The following is a 21832-nucleotide window of genomic DNA, read 5'->3' on the forward strand; positions in this document are numbered from 1 at the left end:
CGCCACACTGTTCCCCGTACTATTTTGTCTCTTCACCCACTTGAAAATGAAAATCAGATGCATAAATTTCGCTTAGTTTGTTTAACACTACTCGCCGCCTGCTTCACGCTGAATGCTCACGCTGAAGAGAAGCGCTACATTTCCGATGAGCTGAATACCTACGTCCACAGCGGCCCAGGTAATCAGTATCGTATCGTCGGAACATTAAATGCGGGTGAGGAAGTTGAACTACTGGGCGTTAATGCAGACAACAAATATGGTCAGGTACGCGATGCCAAAGGCCGTACCGTGTGGCTACCTATGGAGCAACTGAGCACTGAACCGAGCTTACGTAGCCGCGTGCCAGAATTAGAGCAACAGGTAAAAACGCTGACCGACAAACTGACCAATATCGATAATAGCTGGAACCAACGTACTGCGGAAATGCAGCAAAAAGTGGCCAACAGCGATAGCACTATCAACGGTCTAAAATCAGAAAATCAAAAGCTGAAAGAACAGCTCTCCAGCGCACAGAAAAGCGTTAGCGCCATCAACACTCAGTTAGATGATAAAAAGCGCGGCATCATTATGCAGTGGTTCTTATATGGCGGCGGCGTTGCCGGTGGCGGCTTGCTGCTAGGCCTACTCTTGCCTCGTTTAATTCCACGACGCAAAAAAGACCGTTGGATGAATTAATCTTAGAAAACGCCGCTTGCGGCGTTTTTTTATTTCAGTGCGCGGCGCGTTTGTCGTAACCTGTTTGTTATAACCTATAGTTAACAAATTATCTTATCCGAATAACTGTGTTATGCCTTTCACCTCTCGGATTATCCCATCACGAAGAATGTGAAAGGCGTTTGTGAGGAAGTGAGTTTGAAGATTTTTTTGGTCGGCGGAGCCGTACGCGATAAGCGACTGAATTTACCCGTTTATGACCGCGATTGGGTCATCGAAGGTGCAACACCTGAAGAGTTAACGGCACAAGGTTTTCAGCAGGTTGGTAAAGATTTCCCCGTTTTTCTGCATCCTAAATCCCGAGAAGAATATGCGTTAGCACGCACCGAGCGAAAATCAGGCCACGGCTATACCGGTTTTGTCACCTATTTCGCCCCCGACGTAACCCTAGAACAAGACCTGTTACGCCGCGATCTCACCATCAATGCGATGGCTGAGAGCGCTGATGGAACGCTTATCGATCCCTACGGTGGCCTAAACGATCTTAACCACAAGGTTCTACGCCACGTATCAGATGCGTTTCACGAAGATCCGCTACGTGTATTGCGCGTTGCGCGCTTTGCGGCTCGTTTTGCTCATTTGGGCTTTCACGTCGCACCAGAAACAATGGCTTTGATGACGCAGATGACAGCGGATAATGAGCTACAAAATCTGACGCCTGAGCGAGTTTGGCGCGAAACAGAAAAAGCATTGATCACGCAGAGCCCACAGGTTTATTTCCAAGTGCTGCGTGACTGTGGTGCGTTAGCCGTATTGTTCCCAGAAATTGATAATCTGTTTGGCGTGCCGGCACCGGAAAAATGGCATCCAGAAATTGATACGGGTATTCACACGCTGATGGCATTAGCTATCGCCGCCGAACTCACCGACGAGATTGACGTGCGGTTTGCTACGCTAACGCATGATTTAGGCAAGGGGTTAACGCCGCCAGAGTATTGGCCACATCACCACGGTCACGGCCCTGCGGGTGTGAAATTGGTTGAAGCACTTTGCCAACGTTTACGCGTACCCAACGCCATTCGTGAACTGGCAAAAATCGTCGCTGAATATCACGATTTGATTCATACCGTGGAGAAGTTGCGACCGGTCACGCTGCTTAAATTATTTGATTCTATTGACGTTTGGCGCAAACCACAGCGTTTGGAACAAATGATTATGTCCAGTGAAGCCGATGCTCGTGGGCGTACTGGATTTGAAAACAATCCCTATCCTCAAGGCGATTATCTGCGTGCGGCCTGCAAAGTGGCGGAAAGCGTATCTGTTCGAGAAGTTGTCGATGCCGGTTTCAAAGGACCGCAAATTCGTGAGGAACTGCAACAGCGCCGCTTAAACGCGCTCAAAGAGTGGAAGCAAGAAGTCTCGCCACCGGAAGAAAACCGCGATTAACACCCACAAAAAAGGCCTCGGTAAAAACCAAGGCCTTTTTTCATTGCTCAGCGTACTGTTTACAGGAATACCATGTAAACCACTGCGGCAACGATAAAGCGGTAAATCGCGAAGGGAACAAAAGAGATCCGTTTAATCACGCTCAAGAACGTTTTAATCGCAATTAATGCCACAATAAACGCCGTAACAAAACCAACCGCAAACATCGGTAAGTCAGCCATAGACAGGAACGGCAAGCTCTTATACAGCTCTAACGCGGTGGCACCCATCATCATTGGCACCGCCAAAATGAATGAGAACTCAGACGCTGCAAAGCGGCTCACGCCCATCAACATCCCGCCTGAAATGGTCGCACCAGAGCGAGAGAATCCCGGCCAAAGAGCCAAACACTGAAAACAGCCAATCATAAATGCCTGACGGTAGGTAATATCGTCGAGCCCAACCGCGCGAGGCTGCTTTGGTTTAAGCCATTCCGCTGCCAGCAGTAGGAAACCACCGACGACCAACGCATACACTACGGTTCGTGGCGCAAACAGGGTTTTTATCGCATCGTGGAACACCAGCCCCAAGACTACCGCAGGGATCATCGCAAGCAGGATATGGCCTAATGTCAGATGTCCTTGGGTTTTGCCCTCATGCACCGGAGGCTGACCAAAATGAATGCCAATCAGGCCAAACAGACGACGCCAGAACATCACCACAACCGCCAAAATCGAGCCTAGTTGGATGATGACTTCAAAGGTCTTTGCCTTATCGCCTTCAAACCCAAGCCAGTGCCCGACGATAATCATATGCCCCGTCGATGATACCGGCAGAAACTCTGTAACACCTTCAACAACCCCAAGAATAAATGCATTGATCAGCAAATGCAGATCCATAAAAGTACTACCCTTTTCAAAAGCGCTACGCACGCAAAAAAGTGACGCAATAGCGTCAAATATGAAGTATGACTGTGACTAAGGTAATTCAATAAAGTTTCGCCAATGTGACATTAAAGTCTCATTGAGCTGATTGATTAAACCCGCTTCCCACGCTCAATCTGCACGCCGACACTTTTCGCATGCGCCACGGCGCCCGGCTTGCTGACTTTGATGCGAACCCAAGGACTATTAAATTTATCCATCAGCATCATCGCCACTTCTTCAGCCACGCGCTCAACCAGCGCAAACTGGTTGGGTTCAACATGCTTAATGATAGCCTCACTCACGTCAGCATAGCTAAGGCAGTCTGACACATCATCGCTCAACGCCGCTTTGCGGTTATCCCACGCCAGCTCAACGTCGAATACTAGCTTCTGGCGAATGGTTTGTTCCCAGTCATAAACACCAATTGTGGTGATGACGGTTAATTCTTCAATAAATACGATGTCCATCACGTGATTCTCTGTTTTTGCCTTTGGTTGGATACCACTTCTGTTTGAATGTGCGTATTATCCACAGATATGGTTGTTAAAACGACCCTTGCCCTTTATACCCTTTTATATCTTTTGATATATACCCTAAATCATTCGAGTTCAGAAAACGGCAAGCGAAGAGTATAGACATCGCAACGGTAACTTGAAGGGTGACGGGGACAAAACAACATAAGACGGAGCTGAGTTATGAGTGCGACTGCGTTAGGCATGATTATTCTCGCGTATCTGTGTGGCTCCATTTCCAGCGCTATTATGGTCTGCCGAATCGCAGGCTTGCCCGATCCTCGTGAGAACGGCTCTGGAAATCCAGGAGCCACCAATGTGTTACGCATTGGCGGTAAAGCCGCAGCCGCCGCGGTACTGATTTTTGATGTGCTGAAAGGCATGTTGCCGGTTTGGCTCGCCTATAAGTTTGATGTTGCCCCGCTTTATCTCGGTTTAACCGCTATTGCGGCCTGCTTAGGCCACATCTATCCGGTGTTCTTCCATTTTCGTGGCGGAAAAGGCGTGGCGACGGCGTTCGGTGCCATCGCGCCAATTGGCTGGGATCTCACCGGTCTAATGACGGTGACATGGCTACTTACCGTTCTGCTGAGTGGATACTCCTCATTAGGCGCTATCGTCAGCGCACTGGTTGCTCCGTTTTACGTATGGTGGTTCAAGCCACAGTTTACGTTCCCAGTGGCGATGCTTTCCTGCTTAATTTTGATGCGCCATCACGACAATATTCAGCGCCTGTGGCGCGGACAAGAAACCAAGATTTGGAAGAAGCTCAAGAACCGCAAAAAAGCCGCTAACGCAGCAACTGAAGAAATTCAGGAAGAAAAATCGAGCGACAAATAGCAAAATGGCGACCCTGAGGTCGCCATTTTTATGTTTATTTTTGGGATTACACCGCAGGCAGTTCAGCCAAGGGCCAACGCGGGCGAACCGAAACACTTAAATCTGCATTCACACCGCTTTTCAAACGTACCAAGCCAGCGTAAGCGATCATCGCACCATTATCGGTGCAAAACTCAGGACGTGCATAAAAGACTTCGCCACCGCGTTTTTTCATCATCTCAGCTAAGCGAGCACGCAAAGTACGGTTAGCGCTCACGCCACCTGCCATAACCAAACGCTTGAAACCGGTTTGCTCTAAGGCGCGTTTGCACTTAATCGCCAACGTATCCACCACGGCGTCTTCGAATGCACGGGCAATATCGGCACGGGTTTGATCATCAGATTCATTGTTACGAATCGTATTTGCCGCAAATGTTTTCAAACCGGAGAAGCTGAAATCAAGTCCAGGACGATCGGTCATTGGACGCGGGAAAACAAAGCGCCCAGCTTCGCCCTGCTGTGCCATTTTCGACAGCATCGGACCGCCAGGATAATCTAGTCCAAGAAGTTTGGCTGTTTTATCAAACGCTTCGCCAGCCGCGTCGTCAATGGATTCGCCCAGTAATTCATACTGGCCCATACCGGTGACGCTAATCAGCTGGGTATGACCACCTGAAACTAATAGTGCAACGAAAGGAAACTCTGGCGGATTATCTTCCAGCATCGGCGCCAGCAAATGGCCTTCCATGTGATGAACAGGAACCGCAGGTAAATCCCACGCAAAAGCCAACGCACGCCCAACGGTTGCACCCACCAATAAAGCTCCAACAAGACCTGGACCTGCGGTATAGGCTACGCCATCGAGATCTTTTGCCGTTAAATTAGCTTCTTTTAAGGCGGCCTGAATCAGGGGAATTGTTTTGCGCACATGGTCGCGAGATGCCAGTTCAGGGACAACGCCACCGTAATCAGCATGTAGTTTTATCTGGCTATACAACTGGTTAGCCAAAATACCTTGTTCATCGTCATAAATGGCGATACCGGTTTCATCACAGGATGTTTCGATGCCCAGAATGCGCATGGCGGCTCCAACAACTTTTCTCCAACAACTAAGGTGGCGCATAATAGCACAATTCAGCTATACTGTTCCGCTTTCGTGCTGTGGCAAATTAACCGACTAAAAACCACCTGCTATCCTTGGTGTAACAACTTGATAGTCAGAATCCTGTGGACATTAGCGCATCATTGCTTTACAAAGCGGTGCTGTTCGGATTAAAATTCCGCACCATTTTTGAACAGCTGACACTAGGTCAGCGAAAAGACCGATTTATATCGAGGTGAGAGGCACATGCCGGTAATTAAAGTACGTGAAAACGAGCCGTTCGACGTAGCTCTGCGTCGCTTCAAACGTTCATGCGAAAAAGCGGGCGTTTTAGCTGAAGTTCGTCGTCGTGAATTCTATGAAAAACCGACTACCGAACGTAAACGCGCAAAAGCGTCTGCAGTAAAACGTCACGCCAAGAAACTGGCTCGCGAAAACGCACGTCGCACCCGTCTGTACTAGTTTGTTCGGGGTGAAAGCCCCAACAAATGGTCCACAGACCATGTTGTTGTCTGTCGGAGTAGTGTTTTAAGTAGCTCTATTTTGATGTGCAGTAACATACGAAGGCCGTGCCTTCCGAAAGGAATGCGCGGCTTGTTCTCGTTTATAGGCTGAAAAATTGTCAACGCTGCTGGCGGTTTTTGCAGTCGCGCAAACAGACTAAATGTAAGGGCTTATGGCAGGACGAATCCCACGTGTATTCATAAATGACTTGCTAGCTCGGACCGATATTGTCGATCTGGTCGATGCGCGTGTGAAGTTAAAAAAGCAGGGCAAGAACTATCATGCCTGCTGTCCATTCCATAACGAAAAAACCCCTTCATTCACCGTGAACGCGGACAAACAGTTTTACCACTGCTTTGGCTGTGGTGCCCATGGTAACGCCATCGACTTCTTGATGAACTACGACAGACTTGAGTTTGTTGAAAGCGTTGAAGAGTTGGCAACTATGGCAGGTTTGGAAATTCCTTACGAAGCAGGAACCGGTCCAAGCCAGATTGAGCGTCACCAGCGTCAAAATTTATATCAGCTGATGAATAGCCTGAGCACTTTTTATCAGCAGGCTTTACGTCAACCAAGCAGCCAATCGGCGCAGCAATATTTAATGCAGCGCGGACTGAGCCAGGAAATCATCGACCACTTTGCTATCGGCTATGCACCGCCGGGCTGGGATAACGCGCTTAAACGCTTTGGACGCGATCTCGCAAGCCGCACAGCGCTTAATGATGCCGGAATGCTGGTTAATAATGACAATGGTCGAACGTACGACCGCTTCCGCGACCGCGTGATGTTCCCTATCCGCGATAGGCGTGGACGCGTTATTGCTTTCGGTGGCCGTATCTTGGGTGATGGTACGCCAAAATACTTAAACTCCCCCGAAACAGATATTTTCCATAAAGGCCGCCAGCTTTTCGGCCTATATGAAGCACAGCAACGCCATCCAGAGTTGGCTAAATTGCTGGTCGTTGAAGGCTATATGGATGTGGTGGCACTCGCGCAGTTCGGCATTGATTATGCCGTTGCTTCGCTGGGAACCTCAACGACATCTGAGCACATTCAACTGATGTTCCGCACCACAGATACCGTGGTGTGCTGCTACGACGGCGATAACGCCGGACGTGAAGCCGCATGGCGAGCGCTGGAAACCGCGCTGCCGTTTTTATCCGATGGTCGGCAGTTGAAGTTTATGTTCCTGCCCGATGGTGAAGACCCGGATACGCTGGTGCGCAAAGAAGGCACCGCAGCATTTGAACAACGTATTGAGCAGGCCCAGCCGCTGTCAGCATTCTTATTTGATACGCTGATGCCGCAGGTCGATTTGAGTACTCCCGATGGGCGTACTAAGCTGAGTGCTCTGGCCTTGCCGCTAATTGGACAGATCCCAGGTGAAACCCTAAGGTTGTACCTACGGCAGTTTTTAGGTCAGAAGTTAGGCATTCTCGATGACAGTCAGCTTGATAAGCTGCTACCACGGCAGGCCGAGTCAGCAAATAGTTACCAGCAGCCTCAGCTAAAACGCACGACTATGCGTATACTTATAGGATTACTGGTACAAAATCCATCATTGGCGGCTGAAGTCCCTACGCTTGAAGGTTTAAGGGAACATCAACTGCCTGGATTGCCATTATTTATAGAATTGGTTGAAACCTGCCTAGCGCAGCCCGGGTTAACAACGGGTCAGTTGATTGAGCTATACCGTGATAATAAATATGCTCAACAGCTTGAAACCTTAGCAACTTGGAACCACATGGTTATTGAGGACATGGTTCACCAAACGTTCGTCGATACATTAGGCAGTCTGTATGACTCCATGCTCGAACAACGTCAGGAAGAACTCATCGCGTTGGATCGAACCCAAGGCTTAAACGCCGATCAACGACGAGAACTATGGGCACTCAACCAAGCATTGGCAAAAAAGAGTTAATCACCACAATTATCTATTTATTTTAATCGTACTACCCAGTGTGAATGAGGAATGGCAAACACTTCCCAAACCGACAGCGCATTGAGTTAGCGATTAAAAACTGAATTACGGCTTAAGTGCCGATGAAAAGCGGGGACAAGCCCCCGTATAATGCCGCAATACCGGGGAGCGGCGCGCAATGAAAAAAACCCGTGTCAGTTATTGTTGGCGGTTCTGCTGCCCAACACCGATTTAAACTCTGAAGTGTGGATACCGTCTTATGGAGCAAAACCCGCAGTCACAGCTAAAACTTCTTGTTACCAAGGGCAAGGAGCAAGGCTACCTGACCTATGCTGAGGTCAATGACCATCTGCCGGAAGATATCGTCGACTCCGACCAGATCGAAGACATCATCCAGATGATTAATGACATGGGTATTCAGGTGATGGAAGAAGCACCTGACGCCGATGATTTGATGCTGGCAGAAAACATTGCTGACGAAGATGCTGCCGAAGCCGCTGTGCAGGTATTATCAAGCGTAGAATCCGAGATCGGCCGCACGACTGACCCCGTCCGCATGTATATGCGTGAAATGGGTACCGTTGAACTTCTGACCCGTGAAGGCGAAATCGACATCGCTAAACGTATCGAAGACGGTATCAATCAGGTTCAGTGTTCTGTTGCCGAGTACCCGGAAGCAATTACCTACCTGCTTGAACAGTATGACCGTGTAGAGGCAGAAGAAGCTCGTCTGTCCGATATCATTACCGGTTTTGTCGACCCTAACGCAGAAGAAGATTTGGCGCCAACCGCGACCAACGTCGGTTCTGAACTCTCTTCAGAAGATCTGAATGACGACGATGAAGAAGAAGACGAAGACGACGACAGCGAAGATGACAACAGCATCGACCCTGAACTGGCGCGTCAGAAATTCTCTGAACTGCGTGAACAGTATGAAAAAACACGTGTAGCGATCAAAACTCATGGCCGCAGCCACGCGAAAGCAGCAGAAGAGATCCTGAATCTTTCTGAAGTTTTCAAACAGTTCCGTTTAGTGCCTAAGCAGTTTGACTATCTGGTCAACAACATGCGTCAGATGATGGATCGCGTTCGTACGCAAGAACGCCTGATCATGAAGCTGTGTGTTGAACAGAGCAAAATGCCGAAGAAAAACTTCATCACCCTATTCACCGGCAACGAAACCAACACTACTTGGTTCGAAGCAGCGCTGGCTATGGCTAAGCCATGGGGCGAGAAGCTGAAAGACGTACGTGAAGACGTTGAACGTAGCCTGCAAAAACTGCATCAGATCGAAGAAGAAACCGGTCTGACCATCGAGCAGGTTAAAGACATCAACCGTCGTATGTCTATCGGCGAAGCTAAAGCGCGCCGTGCGAAGAAAGAGATGGTTGAGGCGAACTTACGTCTGGTTATTTCTATCGCGAAGAAATACACCAACCGTGGCCTTCAGTTCCTGGATCTGATTCAGGAAGGTAACATCGGTTTGATGAAAGCGGTTGATAAGTTTGAATATCGCCGTGGTTACAAGTTCTCCACCTATGCAACATGGTGGATCCGTCAGGCGATTACCCGTTCTATCGCGGACCAGGCGCGTACCATCCGTATCCCGGTACATATGATTGAGACCATTAACAAACTCAACCGTATTTCCCGCCAGATGCTGCAAGAGATGGGCCGTGAGCCGACGCCGGAAGAGCTGGCTGAACGCATGATGATGCCAGAAGACAAGATCCGCAAAGTGCTGAAAATTGCAAAAGAGCCGATCTCAATGGAAACCCCAATCGGTGATGATGAAGATTCACATCTGGGCGACTTCATTGAAGATACCACGCTTGAATTGCCGCTGGACTCTGCAACTTCCGAGAGCCTGCGTTCTGCAACGCGTGACGTCCTGTCTGGTCTGACCGCGCGTGAAGCTAAAGTCCTGCGTATGCGTTTCGGTATCGATATGAATACTGACCATACTCTGGAAGAAGTGGGTAAACAGTTCGACGTTACCCGTGAGCGTATTCGTCAGATCGAAGCGAAGGCACTGCGCAAACTGCGCCACCCAAGCCGTTCTGAAGTATTGCGTAGCTTCTTGGACGATTAATTTCTTCCACATCGCGTTAAAAACAAAAACCCGCCTCGTGCGGGTTTTTTATTGCATCAACATCATCGTTTATCGACCAAGTGCATCATTGAGAACCCGATAGCTCGCCACCAGTTCATCAACGGTGATACGGCTCAGGCCACTCGGGTTTGGCAGCACCCAAATTTGGGTTTTCCCAATCATCTTCTCTTGGCGCCCCCACTCCACCTTTCGAATGCCGAATGCCTGCGTGTACGCCTGCTTACCAAGGATAGCGATAGATTGGGGCTGATAGCGCAAGATCTTTTGCTCAAGCGCGTCACCGCCTGCACGTAGCTCTGCGCGCGTAACTTCCGCAGCCGTGACGGTGGGACGAGAAACTAACGCAGTGATACCACAGCCGGTATCCAGCAGATGCTGCTCATCCTGTGGAGCCAGCTGGCGCTGGGTGAATCCAGCTAAATGAATGACTTTCCAGAAGCGATTTGTCGGATTAGCAAAATGGAATCCCTGATGCGCCGAACTTAATCCCGGGTTGATCCCACAAAAAATAACACGAAGGTCGGGAGCTATTATGTCCTGAAGCATCTGTCTTACATCCTATTCAATTTATGAATGACTAAGATCTTACAGAAATTACAACGATCTAGCTATGCTCAAAAAAGCTGCAACCGCCACAAAGCTACTGGATCTCATGCCCGCTTTTACTCTATAATCCCCGCCACTCGGCCCCTTAGCTCAGTGGTTAGAGCAGGCGACTCATAATCGCTTGGTCGCTGGTTCAAGTCCAGCAGGGGCCACCAAATTTTAGTTTTAGATTCAGTCATTTAGGCCACTTCTTGCGAAGTGGCTTTTTTGTTTCTGAAGAAAAGTGTCGCAAAAGTGTCCCTTCAGCTATTTCCTTCACACCATTCTTGCAAAATACTCAGGGTACTTTTCACTCTGACATCATTGCCAGGAATAATAAGGTTTGCCCATACATCGTTATAATGCTGAATCAACTGCTCTGCTTTTAGCGGACCGCGATTGGCGGTGGTGTGAGCATCAGCGGCAACAGTCACTTTATATCCGTTGCTAGCCGCAACTTTTATTGTCGTATCCACGCAGTAGTCGGTCGCACAGCCGCAAATCGTAATGTGCGTTGCTTTGATTTTGGCGAGTTCATCAGCCAGTGAGGTTTGGTAGAAAGCATCGCAGGCTGTCTTTTCGACATAAAGACTATTTTCGGGCTGGTTTAATTCAGGCAATAGCATCCATTCAGGGCTGTTTTCCGGCATATCATTTCCTTGATGACGAATGAAAATAACCCGACCTGCCGCTTGCGATAGTTGGTTGATCTTCTCCACTCGGCCTGCGCGATCAAAACGTGGATTTACAAAAACACCATTTTGCATATCAATAACTAATAAAACTCGCAGCATAAAGATTCCTAAGTTAGCAAAGGCAAGTGGAACAGGAAGTTTGCCGCATAAAGCAGCTGAAAACATTGATTGAAATGAGCTTATTTGCTGCCTATCTGGCCCATTCTGGAATGCAAGACTTAGAGATGTCTATAGCTATTAATAGCCTTGCTAGCACCCTCCAACCAAACTAGAATCAAAGCTGAAACAATGAGGATTTCAAAATGACAAAAAATTCAGCGCAAAGCCAGATCACAAAGGATCAAATATACCGTGCCGTAGCCAGTTCAACAGCAATAGAAACAGGCGTTGCTGTACAAAAAATTGAACAAGAACTCAAACAAAATCATGCACAAGCCAAAGCCGTTGGCCTAGCCCGTTAATCTGGCAAGACATCACTCACCAGTTGCATCATAGGGCAATAGTTCCCCGATATACCCGCCTGAATGGCCTTGAAGTAAAACGCCTTATGTTCATCCCATAAGCTGTAATCCAGTAAACTTTTTCCCGCCAGAACCGATAGCACGTCGCAAAGCAATCTAGACAGGCGCCCGTTACCTTCCCTAAATGGATGTATCAAAATAAATTCTACGTGACATCTAGCCAGATAGCTCACCAGCTCTGGGCGCGGCAAAACCTTCAACTCGCCACTCCTTGTGAGAAACCGTTTATCAAAGTCTGCAAGCAGCAGCGGAATTCTATTGGCAGCAGCAAATTGAAAGCCACCTTTAGTCAGATTAACGTTACGCAACCTTCCTGCCCAGTCGTACACATTCCCTAGCCATTGTCGATGCCACTTACGAATATGGCTAAAAACCAGCAGAGCAGGCGGCTGGCCTTCGATAAATAGTTGCTCATACAACATCAACAGTAGCCCAGACTCCAACGCCTCCATTTCCTCTGCATCAGTAATCCCTAGCTTATTCGCTAATATCAAATTACCAGAGCCAGACTGATACAGCTCCTCTGATGAATTAAGTTCATATTTAGACAAGCACTTACCTCCACCTAAACAAATCCACCGCTTTGTTTTTATGCTTAAACTTTGCCGCATAGAGCAGCTGAAAACATTGATGATAAATGGGCATATTGCTATTAAGTTCGATACTTTGATAAACAGTAAACCCAGAAAATATCCCCCTTCATTATCCAAACTAAGTCACGCTTCTCAGCTTTCCGTCAGCACAATGTTGCGGTAAATCACAGTTCATTAACATATTGCTTTCAAAGCCCCACAGAGAGACTAGATTTAAAAAACTCATCCGACCAGAAACTACTGCTTCAGCCTGTGCTAACAAGGAAAGCCCGAATGAATCACTACTCTCATCTGCTCGCACCATTAGATCTCGGGTTTACTACCTTAAAAAATCGCGTCCTGATGGGATCGATGCACACAGGACTAGAGGAACATCCTGATGGCAGCCGGCGTTTGGCTGAGTTTTACGCTGAGCGAGCTCGGGCCGGTGTTGGGTTGATTGTGACGGGAGGCATTGCGCCAAATCAGCATGGCGTGGTGCACGCTGGTGCTTCCGTATTGGATCACGAAAATCAGATCCCGCATCATAAAATTATCACCAGCGCTGTACATCAGGCCGGCGGGAAAATAGCGCTGCAAATTCTTCATACAGGCCGCTACAGCTATCAACCGCAGCCCCACGCGCCCTCAGCCATACAGGCACCAATCAATCCTTACCCGCCGATAGAAATGAGCGAAGACATGATTCAGCAAACGCTGTCTGACTTCGCCCAGTGCGCGCGTTTGGCGCAGCACGCGGGATATGACGGCGTTGAAATCATGGGCTCTGAAGGCTATTTGATTAACCAGTTTCTTGCCGCCAGAACTAACCAACGCGACGACGATTGGGGTGGCGATTTCATGCGCCGTATGCGTTTTGCCGTGGAATGTGTTCGCCGCGTGCGTGCCGCCGTTGGGCAAGAGTTCATCATCATTTATCGCCTATCGATGCTGGATCTGGTTGAGGAAGGCTCTGATTGGAAAGAGATTGAACAGTTGGCGATCCAAGTGGAGCATGCAGGTGCGACGCTGATCAACACCGGTATTGGCTGGCATGAAGCGCGTATTCCTACCATCGCAACCATGGTGCCACGTGCGGGATTTAGCTGGGTCACACGTCGCTTGATGGGGAAGGTTTCCATCCCTCTTATCACCACCAATAGAATTAACCACCCCGACGTCGCTGAAGCCGTGCTGGCGGACGGATGCGCCGATATGGTGTCTATGGCGCGTCCGTTTTTAGCCGATCCGGAATTTGTGCAAAAAACGGCCAGCGGCCGCGTCGATGAAATCAATGTTTGCATCGGCTGTAATCAGGCCTGTCTTGATCAAATTTTCGAGCACAAACTCACATCATGTCTGGTCAACCCGCGTGCCTGCCATGAAACCGAGCTCGTGCTTACCGCCGCAGAAAAACCTAAGCGCCTTGCCGTGGTGGGAGCGGGTCCTGCCGGTTTAGCATTCGCGACCACGGCGGCACAGCGAGGTCATCACGTCACGCTGTTTGAGGCGGACAATCAGATCGGTGGCCAGTTTAATATCGCCAAGCAGATCCCCGGCAAAGAAGAGTTTCATGAAACGCTACGCTATTTTAAGCGCTTGTTAATTATTCATAATATCCAACAGCGGCTAGGTCAGCGCGTTGAGGCTCAAGATCTGGCTGAATTCGATGAAGTTATTTTGGCTACGGGAATTATCCCGCGCTATTTAGATTTACCCGGTGGCGATATGCCCCACGTGCTGAGCTATGCACAGGTTTTACGTGACAAACTTCCGGTGGGTAAACGTGTGGCCATTATTGGCGCTGGCGGCATTGGTTTTGATACCGCCGAATACCTCAGCCAATACGGTCAATCCACCAGCCTAAACAGCGTCGCCTTTGCCGAAGAATGGGGCATCGATCTACAGTTAAAACAACGCGGAGGGTTAGCCGCAGGCGGAATGAATTCCCCGCATAGCCCACGCAAAATCTATTTACTGCAGCGTAAAACCAGCAAAGTGGGCGAAGGACTCGGAAAAACAACCGGATGGATACATCGTGCCAGTTTGCAAAAACGCGGCGTGACGATGATAAACGGAGCCCATTATCATCATATTGATGAACAAGGCCTGCATCTGATGCGCGATGGACACATTGAATGTCTGCCGGTAGACAACATCGTTATTTGTGCTGGGCAAGAATCGCAACAGGCGTTACTGGCACCGTTGCAGAAGATGGGTAAAACCGTACATTTGATTGGCGGTGCTGATGTCGCTCGCGAGCTCGATGCTCGGCGTGCGATAGACAAAGGAACCCGACTTGCGCTAGCAATCTAAACGCATCTATTCGTCATCCTCACTAACGCCTCACTTCCGCGAGGATGACGAATGCCAAGCAACTTGGAATTTGCAGATTATTTCACTTTAGTGATCTGTTTGACGTCCAACTCAACCGAGTTCCAGTCTTTATCGATTTTCCCCTGCAGTTCCACGGTATCTTTCGGGGTGATGGTCTGCCCATTCCAACGCTTATGGTCGATATCTACGTTCATGGTGCCGGTTGCATCACGGAAAGTGTAGTGCTCACCACCGATGCGCTGCTCAATGTTTCCACGCAGAGTAACCCAAGTATCATCGCTCATGGTTTTGGCTTTATCGACCGTCATGGCACCCGCATTCGGGCCACTGAATCCACCGGCAGCTTGCGTCTGCGTTGTTTGAGCTGCGGGAGCATTAGGGTCAGAAAATCCACCGTTTTGCGCCAGAACGGGAGCACTGCAAACGGCAAGAATGGCGAATAGAGCGGCTACTTTTTTCATTATTTTTCTCTCTCTTAATGGGATTAATGTCAGCATCAACAGTTAGCTGTTTTTGCTCTTCGGAATGCATTACACCAAAGAGTTCTTAACAAGATCTTAAGCCCATAGTTTAACCAACTTTATTTTTTAAAACTGCCTACGGCGCTGGATCCACATGGTATTACGCTGTACAAAGCCCTTGCCAAATAGTTAGATAAAACCATACAGCACAGCATAAAGGACGCAGTTATGCGGGTATTACTCATTGAAGATGACAAACTGATCGGCGACGGCATTAAAGCCGGTTTGATTAAAATGGGGTTCAGCGTTGACTGGTTCACCGAAGGGAAGCAAGGGCTCAGCGCGTTGGACTCAGCCCCCTACGACGCCGTGGTGCTCGACCTTAGCCTGCCCGGCATGGACGGGCTCGATATTTTGCGCTCGTGGCGTCAAAACGGCCACGATGAACCAGTACTAATTCTCACCGCCCGCGATGCGCTAGAACAGCGCGTGGCCGGTTTACAGCAAGGCGCCGACGACTATCTGTGTAAGCCGTTTGCGCTTATTGAAGTCGCCGCGCGTTTGCAGGCACTCATTCGCCGCCGTCATGGGCAGGTGCAAACAACGTTAACTCACAGCTCAGTTTCACTCGATCCCATCAATCTTACCGTGACCTATAACGGTGAACCGATTTACCTGAAACCGAAAGAGTTTGCGCTGCTAGAGCTGTTATTGCGCAATGAAGGCCGTGTTTTGCCTCGCCCGCTGATCGAAGAGAAAATCTATAACTGGGACGACGATGTATCCAGCAATGCCATTGAGGTGCATATCCATCATTTGCGGAAAAAATTCGGCAGTAGCTTTATCCGCACCGTCCACGGAATCGGCTATACGCTAGGGGAAGCATCATGAAATCGCTAACGCTTAGCCTTAGGCTGCGGCTTATTTTAGGTTTCATCGTGCTTATCGTCATCACGTGGGTTTGCGCCAGCGCATTAGCGTGGAATCAAACCCGCGACACGGTCAATGAGCTGTTTGATACCCAGCAAATGCTATTCGCTAAGCGTCTAACCGCGCTTAATATTGGCGATCTGGCGGTTAAAAGCCCTCAACTGCCGCGAAGTAAAAAAATGGTTCGCCACAGCCACGGCGACTTAGATGACGACGCACTGGCCTTCGCTATTTTTACCGTAGAGGGGAAAATGGTGTTGAACGATGGCGATAACGGCCCCGATTTACAGTATCACTATCGACGCGACGGCTTTACCGAAGGAAAATTACAAGGTGATAAAGATCTCTGGCGCTTAGTATGGCTAACCACGCCAGATGGGAAGTATCGCGTGGTAGTTGGTCAAGAATGGGACTATCGCCAAGAGATGGCCATCGACATTGTGAAAGCTCAGCTTTTGCCGTGGTTAATCGCATTACCGATCATGGTGTTACTGCTGATTTGGCTGGTCAGCCGCGAATTAGCTCCGATGAAAAGATTAGCCAAACGGCTTTATCAACGCCGCCCGGATGATGAAACACCGCTCCCGCTGGACGCGATTCCTAGCGAAGTTAAACCTCTGGTTGAGGCGCTTAATAGCCTCTTCACCCGTACCGGAGATATGCTGGTGCGCGAACGCCGCTTTACCTCCGATGCTGCGCATGAGCTGCGCAGCCCGCTCGCAGCGCTCAAGGTACAAACCGAAGTCGCACAGCTCGCGCAAGACGATGCCGAAATGCGCGAACACGCATTAACCAACCTCACGGAAGGCATAGAGCGCGCAACTCGCCTTGTGGATCAGTTGCTGACGCTTTCGCGGCTGGATTCGCTGTCAGGCTTAGACGACGTGCAAGACATTGCTCTGCAAGACGTTCTACAAACTGGCGTAATGGACCATTACCATAAAGCGAGAAGCAATGGCGTAGAACTGATGTTGGACATTCACCAAACGCCACCACTTCGACGAGCACAGCCACTACTATTAGCATTGCTGGTACGCAATCTGTTGGATAACGCCATTCGGTACAGCCCACGCGGCAGCACCGTCAAAATTACCTTAGATGCCCACAGTTTTAGCGTGGAAGACAACGGTCCCGGCGTTAGCCCTGAATATTTAAAACGTATTGGCGAACGCTTCTTCCGCCCCCCTGGGCAAGAAAAAACCGGCAGCGGTTTAGGCCTTTCTATCGTGCAACGCATCGCCACACTGCATGGCATGACCACGCATTTTAGTGATGGGGAAAATGGGGGATTTAGGGTAGAAGTGAGATGGTAACGAGATGGATGTAAGACCCTCACCCAGCCTCCCCCTTCATAAGGGGGAGGAGCATTCGACATTCCACGTTATCGCCACACTGCATCTACCAAAGCAAAGGTTGATGTCAATTTATCTGGCAACACCGTTGGGGCAGTTCTCCTAGGTGGCATTAAGCGATGCTTAAACCCACCCTTTCGCCCTAAACGATTTCAGCACGCTGACAAATACCTGCATTTCCTGCGGAGTACCTAAAGTTAAACGATTCCAGCCCACAGCCGGAGGAAACTCACGGCCAACGTAGATATTTTGCTGCTTCATGCGTTCTTGATAGGTTTTCACATCGCCGTTCACTTTATGGAAGATAAAGTTTGCCTGCGACGGTACGTATTCCAAATTCAGCTCATCGAGCATTGATGTCACGATCTGGCGCGACAGATCGATTGATTTACGGCTCATGGCCACAAAGGTTTTGTCTTTTAATGAAGCCAACGCCGCTACCGCTCCGGCGGTATTGGTGTTATCCAATGAGACAAAGTTTTCCACCTGAGCAATGACTTCAGGTGCTGCGATGCCATAGCCAATACGTAGCCCAGCCAAAGCGAAGATTTTTGAAAAGGTACGGGTCACGATCAGGTTTTTTTGCCCGCTTTGTACCAGACCGATAGCGCTTTTAAATGCCGGATCGTTAACAAACTCGGCATAGGCCTCATCAACAATAAAGAATGTGTCTGCCGGAGCACTTTTAATCCAACTATCCATGGTGGCGGCTGGCGTAATCGTGGCGGTTGGGTTATTTGGGTTGCACAGATAGACAATCGATTTACCCGCGAAGCCCGCAGCCTTTGCCTGCATAGCCGCCAGATCAAACTCAAGTTTGGCGTTCAGCGGTACTTTGACAATTTCAGCGCCCAGCGGTTTAGCGTAAAGCTCCGCATAGTTAAAAGTAGGATCGGGCACGATCACCTGCACTTTTTTCTGCTGCTGTTGTGCTTGTACAACAATCGCCTGAACCGCGGCTTGGATCGTCTCCGATGAGCCATTGCCCAAAGTAATATTTTCACTCTTCAAGCCGAAGTGTGCCGCTATCTGTTCAATCAGCTCAGCGCGTGCCGCATCAGGATAACGAAACGCGGTCGGCAAACAATCGACAACCGCTTGTTTGGCCTGCGCAGACATGCCCAATGAATTTTCATTGAAATTTAATAGCAGCGGATTTTTTTCAGTCGGAAAAGAGATTACGGCAGCTTTAGCCGGCGTTGTCGCCTGCGCGCGATTAATCAAACCGCTTAGCGTTAATCCACCGAGAATTGCACCTGAAGATTTGAGAAGAGTACGACGATCCATGGCAAAGTCCCTGTCAGCAACATTATTTATTTTAAGAAGCGTTATTTTGACCAGCCGCGAAACGGCTGTAGGACTGAGCATAACCGAGAAAAAGTGCACAACACAATATGTTATGCACTTTTTATGATTATAAATTCAAATATGGCGAATTTAACTAACGACGCGGTGGGAGTTTAGTCGCTTTTAAAACCACAAATTTTTTGTTGGTTTCAATGGTGGTGCAGTTGCCAAACAAACGTTTCAGTTTGTGGAAGTAATCCAGATGACGGTTGCCTACGATATACAGCGTACCGTGAATTTTCAGGCAACGTTTTGCCCCGACGAACATATCCCACGCGACCTGATCGGTAATGGAATGCTGCTGATGGAACGGAGGATTACATAACACTGCGTTTAGGCTGCCGCCGTCTACGCCAGAGAAACCATTGCCGACGCGGAACGCACAGCGATCCATATCCTGCGGACGGTTAACTTCGACGTTCATCTGTGCTGAGGCAACGGCCATGTATGACTCATCACAAAACAGCATATCTGCATTTGGATTCAGCTCGAGCGCCTTCAGGCCAATAACGCCGTTACCGCAGCCTAAATCAGCAATCGAACCTTCGATATCTTTCGGCAGATGCTCAAGGAAGAAACGAGCGCCGATATCTAAGTTGCTACGTGAGAAGACCGATGCATGGTTATGCATCTGGTAAGGTTCGTCAGTACCACAGAGATCCAGAGGCCAAACGGTTGTTGGCTGTGCGGGTGCAGGGTTGCGCTCGGCCACTTTACAGTGGATCAGACGAGCTTTTTTCCATGCCAGCGAAGTATGGGTATCACCCAGAATAGTTTCGAACAGCTGTAGCGTTGAGGTGTGAATATCACGCGCTTTTGCCGCCGCGATAATTACGGTATCTGGCGCAACGACTTCACGCAATGCACGCAGCTGGTGTTCCAACAATGCCAATGCCTTAGGCACTTTGATCAATACTAAAGCAGGCGCTTGCGGCAGGGGTGCAAGGCTATCAAGCAACGTGACCGTGTCGTCGTCCATGCCGTTCAGACCAAGGTTATGGCGCGTTGCCAACTGGCTCACATAAGAGTCACTCACGCTGTATAACTGCTGACCATGCAGTGCACAAGCCAACGCGCCAAAGGCGTCGTTGAACACAATCACCGGACGACCTTCCGCCTGCGACAGATCGAAACTCTGCAACAGATATTCATCGGCGGCTTCCCACGCCTGTAGCGTTGGATCATCAGACTGCTGTGGGTAGCGTTCTAGCTCAAGGCCATTTTCTTCAAAAAAACCGGAGATCGGTTCGAGTTGGCTCATCGCCCCTCCAAAATCTATCCGCTTGATTAAGCGGCAGAATAAAATAAATTATTGTGCAGATGTGACGGTATTAACCGCCCGAGCACCGTGCTCAAGAATTGTTATGTCACGCGCATGACGTACAATAGTCCGCTATTGTACCTGAAGGAATTGAATATGACGTCTTTGACTTATCTGGCCGGCTATCCTGAACATCTGCAAACGCAGGTTCGCCAGCTGCTCGACCAGCAACGTCTGGGGACTGTTTTATTGCAGCGTTACCCGCAGCCACACCAGCTCACCACCGATCGCGCACTCTATCAATACACTACCGATCTCAAAAATCAGTATCTGCGCAATGCGCCGCAAATTAATAAAGTGGGCTACGACAGCAAAATTCAGGTTCTCAAACATGCATTAGGGCTACATACCGCCATTTCGCGCGTGCAGGGTAGCAAGTTAAAGGCAAAAGCTGAAATCCGTGTTGCGACCGTCTTCAAAAATGCGCCTGAGGCTTTCCTACGCATGATTGTCGTTCACGAGCTGGCTCACCTACGTGAGAAAGAACACAACAAAGCGTTTTACAACCTGTGCTGTCACATGGAACCCACTTACCACCAGCTTGAGTTCGATACCCGCATGTATCTCACGCATTTAGAACTGGTTGGCGCTCTGTATTAATTTGCCCAGCGTCGCCGAATTAATCCAAGAAATGCTACTCTGTGAAAAATCTTATTTTCCCAATCGGAGACGCCCATGATTCGCTTTGCCGTTATTGGAACCAACTGGATTACCCAGAGCTTTATCGACGCCGCTCATGCCACGGGGAAAATGCAGCTGACCGCCGTGTATTCACGTCATTTAGCGCAGGCACACGCCTTTGGCGAGCCGAATAAAGCCCAGTATTTTTTCGATTCGCTGGACGATCTCGGCAGTTGCGCTCAGGTTGACGCGGTTTATATTGCCAGCCCAAACTCTTTCCACTATCCACACACGTTGGCGATGCTGCAGCATAAAAAGCATGTCATCTGTGAGAAGCCGTTAGCATCTAACGTGCATGAAGTCGAAAGTATGATTACCTGCGCACATGAGAATCAGGTCGTGCTGTTTGAGGCCTTTAAAACCGCATACCTACCAAACTTCTCAGCGATCCAACAGGCGCTACCGCGCTTGGGTAAACTGCGCAAGGTTTTCCTGAACTACTGCCAATACTCCTCGCGCTACCAGCGTTATTTAGACGGCGAAAACCCAAACACCTTTAATCCCGCGTTTTCAAACGGTTCGATTATGGACATTGGCTACTATTGCTTGGCAAGCGCAGTGTCTCTGTTTGGCGAACCCGACAGCCTTAACGCCAGCGCCACGCTGTTAGATTCCGGTGTAGATGCCCATGGGCACGTTAGCATGAACTACGCAGGGCACAGCGCAGGCGACGGATTCGACGTGGTTCTTTTTCACTCCAAGGTCAGCAATTCAGATATCCCAAGCGAGATTCAGGGGGAAGACGGCACGTTAGTTATCGAAAAAATATCTGAATGCCAGAAAGTGACATTTACACCACGCGGTGGGCAGCCTGAAGTCATCAGCCAAGCTCAGCAAGAAAATACTATGTATTACGAAGCAGAAGTATTTGCCAAACTGGTGCAATATCAAAGTATTGAGCATGCTGGGATCAACGTATCGCGCAGCACGGCGAAGATCCTAACGCAGGTTCGCGCGCTGACCGGGGTTGAATTCCCCGCCGATGCCGCTATTCCACCAGAAACCGTGGTTGTGCCAAATACTCGCGGGTAAAATGAAAAAGGCCTCTGTCATC

At 49.2% G+C, this 21832-nt stretch carries 21 protein-coding genes and 1 tRNA gene; 13 read left to right on the top strand and 9 right to left on the bottom strand.

Going from position 1 to position 21832, the window contains the following annotated elements:
* Positions 1 to 57: 57 nt before the first annotated feature.
* Both BN1044_RS20680 and BN1044_RS20685 read left to right on the top strand, forming a co-directional pair.
* On the top strand, positions 58 to 675 hold the full coding sequence (locus tag BN1044_RS20680; protein ID WP_072310256.1) for a TIGR04211 family SH3 domain-containing protein: 618 nt from the start codon (positions 58 to 60) through the stop codon (positions 673 to 675).
* A 177-nt stretch (positions 676 to 852) separates the two neighbouring features.
* Positions 853 to 2100, top strand: a complete 1248-nt coding sequence (locus BN1044_RS20685) for a multifunctional CCA addition/repair protein (RefSeq protein WP_072310257.1) — start codon at positions 853 to 855, stop codon at positions 2098 to 2100.
* A 59-nt stretch (positions 2101 to 2159) separates the two neighbouring features.
* Here the strand turns inward: BN1044_RS20685 and bacA are convergent, their stop codons facing one another.
* Positions 2160 to 2978, bottom strand: coding sequence for an undecaprenyl-diphosphate phosphatase (gene bacA, locus BN1044_RS20690; RefSeq protein ID WP_043490814.1), 819 nt, complete (start codon positions 2976 to 2978; stop codon positions 2160 to 2162).
* A gap of 137 nt (positions 2979 to 3115) precedes the next feature.
* Positions 3116 to 3472, bottom strand: a complete 357-nt coding sequence (gene folB / locus BN1044_RS20695; protein ID WP_072310258.1) for a bifunctional dihydroneopterin aldolase/7,8-dihydroneopterin epimerase — start codon at positions 3470 to 3472, stop codon at positions 3116 to 3118.
* A gap of 228 nt (positions 3473 to 3700) precedes the next feature.
* On the opposite strand from folB, the gene plsY reads away from it, so the two are divergent.
* Positions 3701 to 4357 (top strand): glycerol-3-phosphate 1-O-acyltransferase PlsY, encoded by a 657-nt coding sequence (plsY, locus tag BN1044_RS20700; protein WP_072310259.1) that lies wholly within the window; start codon positions 3701 to 3703, stop codon positions 4355 to 4357.
* Between the two features lie 46 nt (positions 4358 to 4403).
* On the opposite strand, the gene tsaD is transcribed toward plsY, so the two are convergent.
* Complete coding sequence (gene tsaD / locus BN1044_RS20705; protein ID WP_025799017.1) at positions 4404 to 5417, bottom strand: tRNA (adenosine(37)-N6)-threonylcarbamoyltransferase complex transferase subunit TsaD; 1014 nt, start codon at positions 5415 to 5417, stop codon at positions 4404 to 4406.
* Positions 5418 to 5684: 267 nt separating this feature from the next.
* Here tsaD and rpsU point away from each other — a divergent pair, with 267 nt between their 5' ends.
* The 3 genes from rpsU (at position 5685) to rpoD (ending at position 9955) form a co-directional block, all read left to right on the top strand.
* Positions 5685 to 5900 (top strand): 30S ribosomal protein S21, encoded by a 216-nt coding sequence (gene rpsU / locus BN1044_RS20710; protein WP_001144069.1) that lies wholly within the window; start codon positions 5685 to 5687, stop codon positions 5898 to 5900.
* Between the two features lie 214 nt (positions 5901 to 6114).
* Entirely contained in the window at positions 6115 to 7863 is a 1749-nt protein-coding gene (gene dnaG / locus BN1044_RS20715; protein WP_072310260.1) for a DNA primase, read from the top strand.
* 259 nt (positions 7864 to 8122) lie between these two features.
* Positions 8123 to 9955, top strand: coding sequence for an RNA polymerase sigma factor RpoD (gene rpoD, locus BN1044_RS20720; protein WP_025799013.1), 1833 nt, complete (start codon positions 8123 to 8125; stop codon positions 9953 to 9955).
* A gap of 69 nt (positions 9956 to 10024) precedes the next feature.
* Here rpoD and mug read toward each other — a convergent pair whose 3' ends face one another.
* Entirely contained in the window at positions 10025 to 10522 is a 498-nt protein-coding gene (mug, locus tag BN1044_RS20725) for a G/U mismatch-specific DNA glycosylase (protein ID WP_072310261.1), read from the bottom strand.
* Positions 10523 to 10661: 139 nt separating this feature from the next.
* Between mug and BN1044_RS20730 the strand changes: the two genes are divergently transcribed.
* A tRNA-Ile gene (locus tag BN1044_RS20730) sits at positions 10662 to 10737 on the top strand.
* An 87-nt stretch (positions 10738 to 10824) separates the two neighbouring features.
* Here BN1044_RS20730 and BN1044_RS20735 read toward each other — a convergent pair.
* Positions 10825 to 11352, bottom strand: a complete 528-nt coding sequence (locus BN1044_RS20735) for an isochorismatase family protein (protein ID WP_072310280.1) — start codon at positions 11350 to 11352, stop codon at positions 10825 to 10827.
* 206 nt (positions 11353 to 11558) lie between these two features.
* Between BN1044_RS20735 and BN1044_RS23480 the strand changes: the two genes are divergently transcribed.
* Complete coding sequence (locus tag BN1044_RS23480; protein WP_139130983.1) at positions 11559 to 11717, top strand: hypothetical protein; 159 nt, start codon at positions 11559 to 11561, stop codon at positions 11715 to 11717.
* Here the strand turns inward: BN1044_RS23480 and BN1044_RS20740 are convergent.
* Positions 11714 to 12328: a Fic/DOC family protein gene (locus tag BN1044_RS20740; protein WP_072310262.1), complete on the bottom strand. Its 615-nt coding sequence runs from the start codon at positions 12326 to 12328 to the stop codon at positions 11714 to 11716. The genes BN1044_RS23480 and BN1044_RS20740 overlap by 4 nt on opposite strands.
* 315 nt (positions 12329 to 12643) lie before the next feature.
* Between BN1044_RS20740 and BN1044_RS20745 the strand changes: the two genes are divergently transcribed.
* The gene (locus BN1044_RS20745) at positions 12644 to 14665 is read left to right on the top strand and encodes an oxidoreductase (protein ID WP_072310263.1); all 2022 of its coding nucleotides are present in this window, start codon (positions 12644 to 12646) and stop codon (positions 14663 to 14665) included.
* Between the two features lie 77 nt (positions 14666 to 14742).
* Here the strand turns inward: BN1044_RS20745 and BN1044_RS20750 are convergent, their stop codons facing one another.
* Complete coding sequence (locus BN1044_RS20750) at positions 14743 to 15147, bottom strand: YgiW/YdeI family stress tolerance OB fold protein (RefSeq protein ID WP_072310264.1); 405 nt, start codon at positions 15145 to 15147, stop codon at positions 14743 to 14745.
* Positions 15148 to 15375: 228 nt separating this feature from the next.
* Here BN1044_RS20750 and qseB point away from each other — a divergent pair, with 228 nt between their 5' ends.
* Both qseB and qseC read left to right on the top strand, forming a co-directional pair.
* Positions 15376 to 16038 (top strand): quorum sensing response regulator transcription factor QseB, encoded by a 663-nt coding sequence (gene qseB / locus BN1044_RS20755; protein WP_072310265.1) that lies wholly within the window; start codon positions 15376 to 15378, stop codon positions 16036 to 16038.
* The gene (gene qseC, locus BN1044_RS20760) at positions 16035 to 17390 is read left to right on the top strand and encodes a quorum sensing histidine kinase QseC (protein ID WP_072310266.1); all 1356 of its coding nucleotides are present in this window, start codon (positions 16035 to 16037) and stop codon (positions 17388 to 17390) included. Before qseB ends, qseC begins: the two co-directional genes overlap by 4 nt.
* Before the next feature lie 162 nt (positions 17391 to 17552).
* On the opposite strand, the gene BN1044_RS20765 is transcribed toward qseC, so the two are convergent.
* Entirely contained in the window at positions 17553 to 18716 is a 1164-nt protein-coding gene (locus BN1044_RS20765; protein ID WP_072310267.1) for a pyridoxal phosphate-dependent aminotransferase, read from the bottom strand.
* A 154-nt stretch (positions 18717 to 18870) separates the two neighbouring features.
* Positions 18871 to 20037 (bottom strand): 23S rRNA (guanine(1835)-N(2))-methyltransferase RlmG, encoded by a 1167-nt coding sequence (rlmG, locus tag BN1044_RS20770; protein WP_072310268.1) that lies wholly within the window; start codon positions 20035 to 20037, stop codon positions 18871 to 18873.
* 156 nt (positions 20038 to 20193) lie between these two features.
* On the opposite strand from rlmG, the gene BN1044_RS20775 reads away from it, so the two are divergent.
* Together BN1044_RS20775 and BN1044_RS20780 are read left to right on the top strand one after the other, a co-directional pair.
* Positions 20194 to 20697 (top strand): M48 metallopeptidase family protein, encoded by a 504-nt coding sequence (locus BN1044_RS20775; RefSeq protein WP_040046261.1) that lies wholly within the window; start codon positions 20194 to 20196, stop codon positions 20695 to 20697.
* Between the two features lie 75 nt (positions 20698 to 20772).
* On the top strand, positions 20773 to 21810 hold the full coding sequence (locus tag BN1044_RS20780) for a Gfo/Idh/MocA family protein (RefSeq protein ID WP_072310269.1): 1038 nt from the start codon (positions 20773 to 20775) through the stop codon (positions 21808 to 21810).
* The last annotated feature ends 22 nt before the right edge of the window (positions 21811 to 21832 follow it).

It is taken from the genome of Hafnia alvei (assembly GCF_900095695.1).
GTDB classification, from domain to species: Bacteria; Pseudomonadota; Gammaproteobacteria; order Enterobacterales; family Enterobacteriaceae; genus Hafnia; species Hafnia alvei_B.

Excerpts from the sequence above, each read along its gene's own strand:
- BN1044_RS20750 (WP_072310264.1), bottom strand. The coding sequence starts at position 15,147 with ATGAAAAAAGTAGCCGCTCTATTCGCCATTCTTGCCGTTTGCAGTGCT.
- dnaG (WP_072310260.1), top strand. The coding sequence starts at position 6,115 with ATGGCAGGACGAATCCCACGTGTATTCATAAATGACTTGCTAGCTCGG.
- BN1044_RS20745 (WP_072310263.1), top strand. The coding sequence starts at position 12,644 with ATGAATCACTACTCTCATCTGCTCGCACCATTAGATCTCGGGTTTACT.
- BN1044_RS20775 (WP_040046261.1), top strand. The coding sequence starts at position 20,194 with ATGACGTCTTTGACTTATCTGGCCGGCTATCCTGAACATCTGCAAACG.
- rpsU (WP_001144069.1), top strand. The coding sequence starts at position 5,685 with ATGCCGGTAATTAAAGTACGTGAAAACGAGCCGTTCGACGTAGCTCTG.
- BN1044_RS20765 (WP_072310267.1), bottom strand. The coding sequence starts at position 18,716 with ATGGATCGTCGTACTCTTCTCAAATCTTCAGGTGCAATTCTCGGTGGA.
- BN1044_RS23480 (WP_139130983.1), top strand. The coding sequence starts at position 11,559 with ATGACAAAAAATTCAGCGCAAAGCCAGATCACAAAGGATCAAATATAC.
- qseB (WP_072310265.1), top strand. The coding sequence starts at position 15,376 with ATGCGGGTATTACTCATTGAAGATGACAAACTGATCGGCGACGGCATT.
- qseC (WP_072310266.1), top strand. The coding sequence starts at position 16,035 with ATGAAATCGCTAACGCTTAGCCTTAGGCTGCGGCTTATTTTAGGTTTC.
- plsY (WP_072310259.1), top strand. The coding sequence starts at position 3,701 with ATGAGTGCGACTGCGTTAGGCATGATTATTCTCGCGTATCTGTGTGGC.
- bacA (WP_043490814.1), bottom strand. The coding sequence starts at position 2,978 with ATGGATCTGCATTTGCTGATCAATGCATTTATTCTTGGGGTTGTTGAA.
- folB (WP_072310258.1), bottom strand. The coding sequence starts at position 3,472 with ATGGACATCGTATTTATTGAAGAATTAACCGTCATCACCACAATTGGT.
- rpoD (WP_025799013.1), top strand. The coding sequence starts at position 8,123 with ATGGAGCAAAACCCGCAGTCACAGCTAAAACTTCTTGTTACCAAGGGC.
- BN1044_RS20780 (WP_072310269.1), top strand. The coding sequence starts at position 20,773 with ATGATTCGCTTTGCCGTTATTGGAACCAACTGGATTACCCAGAGCTTT.
- mug (WP_072310261.1), bottom strand. The coding sequence starts at position 10,522 with ATGCTTCAGGACATAATAGCTCCCGACCTTCGTGTTATTTTTTGTGGG.
- BN1044_RS20680 (WP_072310256.1), top strand. The coding sequence starts at position 58 with ATGCATAAATTTCGCTTAGTTTGTTTAACACTACTCGCCGCCTGCTTC.
- rlmG (WP_072310268.1), bottom strand. The coding sequence starts at position 20,037 with ATGAGCCAACTCGAACCGATCTCCGGTTTTTTTGAAGAAAATGGCCTT.
- tsaD (WP_025799017.1), bottom strand. The coding sequence starts at position 5,417 with ATGCGCATTCTGGGCATCGAAACATCCTGTGATGAAACCGGTATCGCC.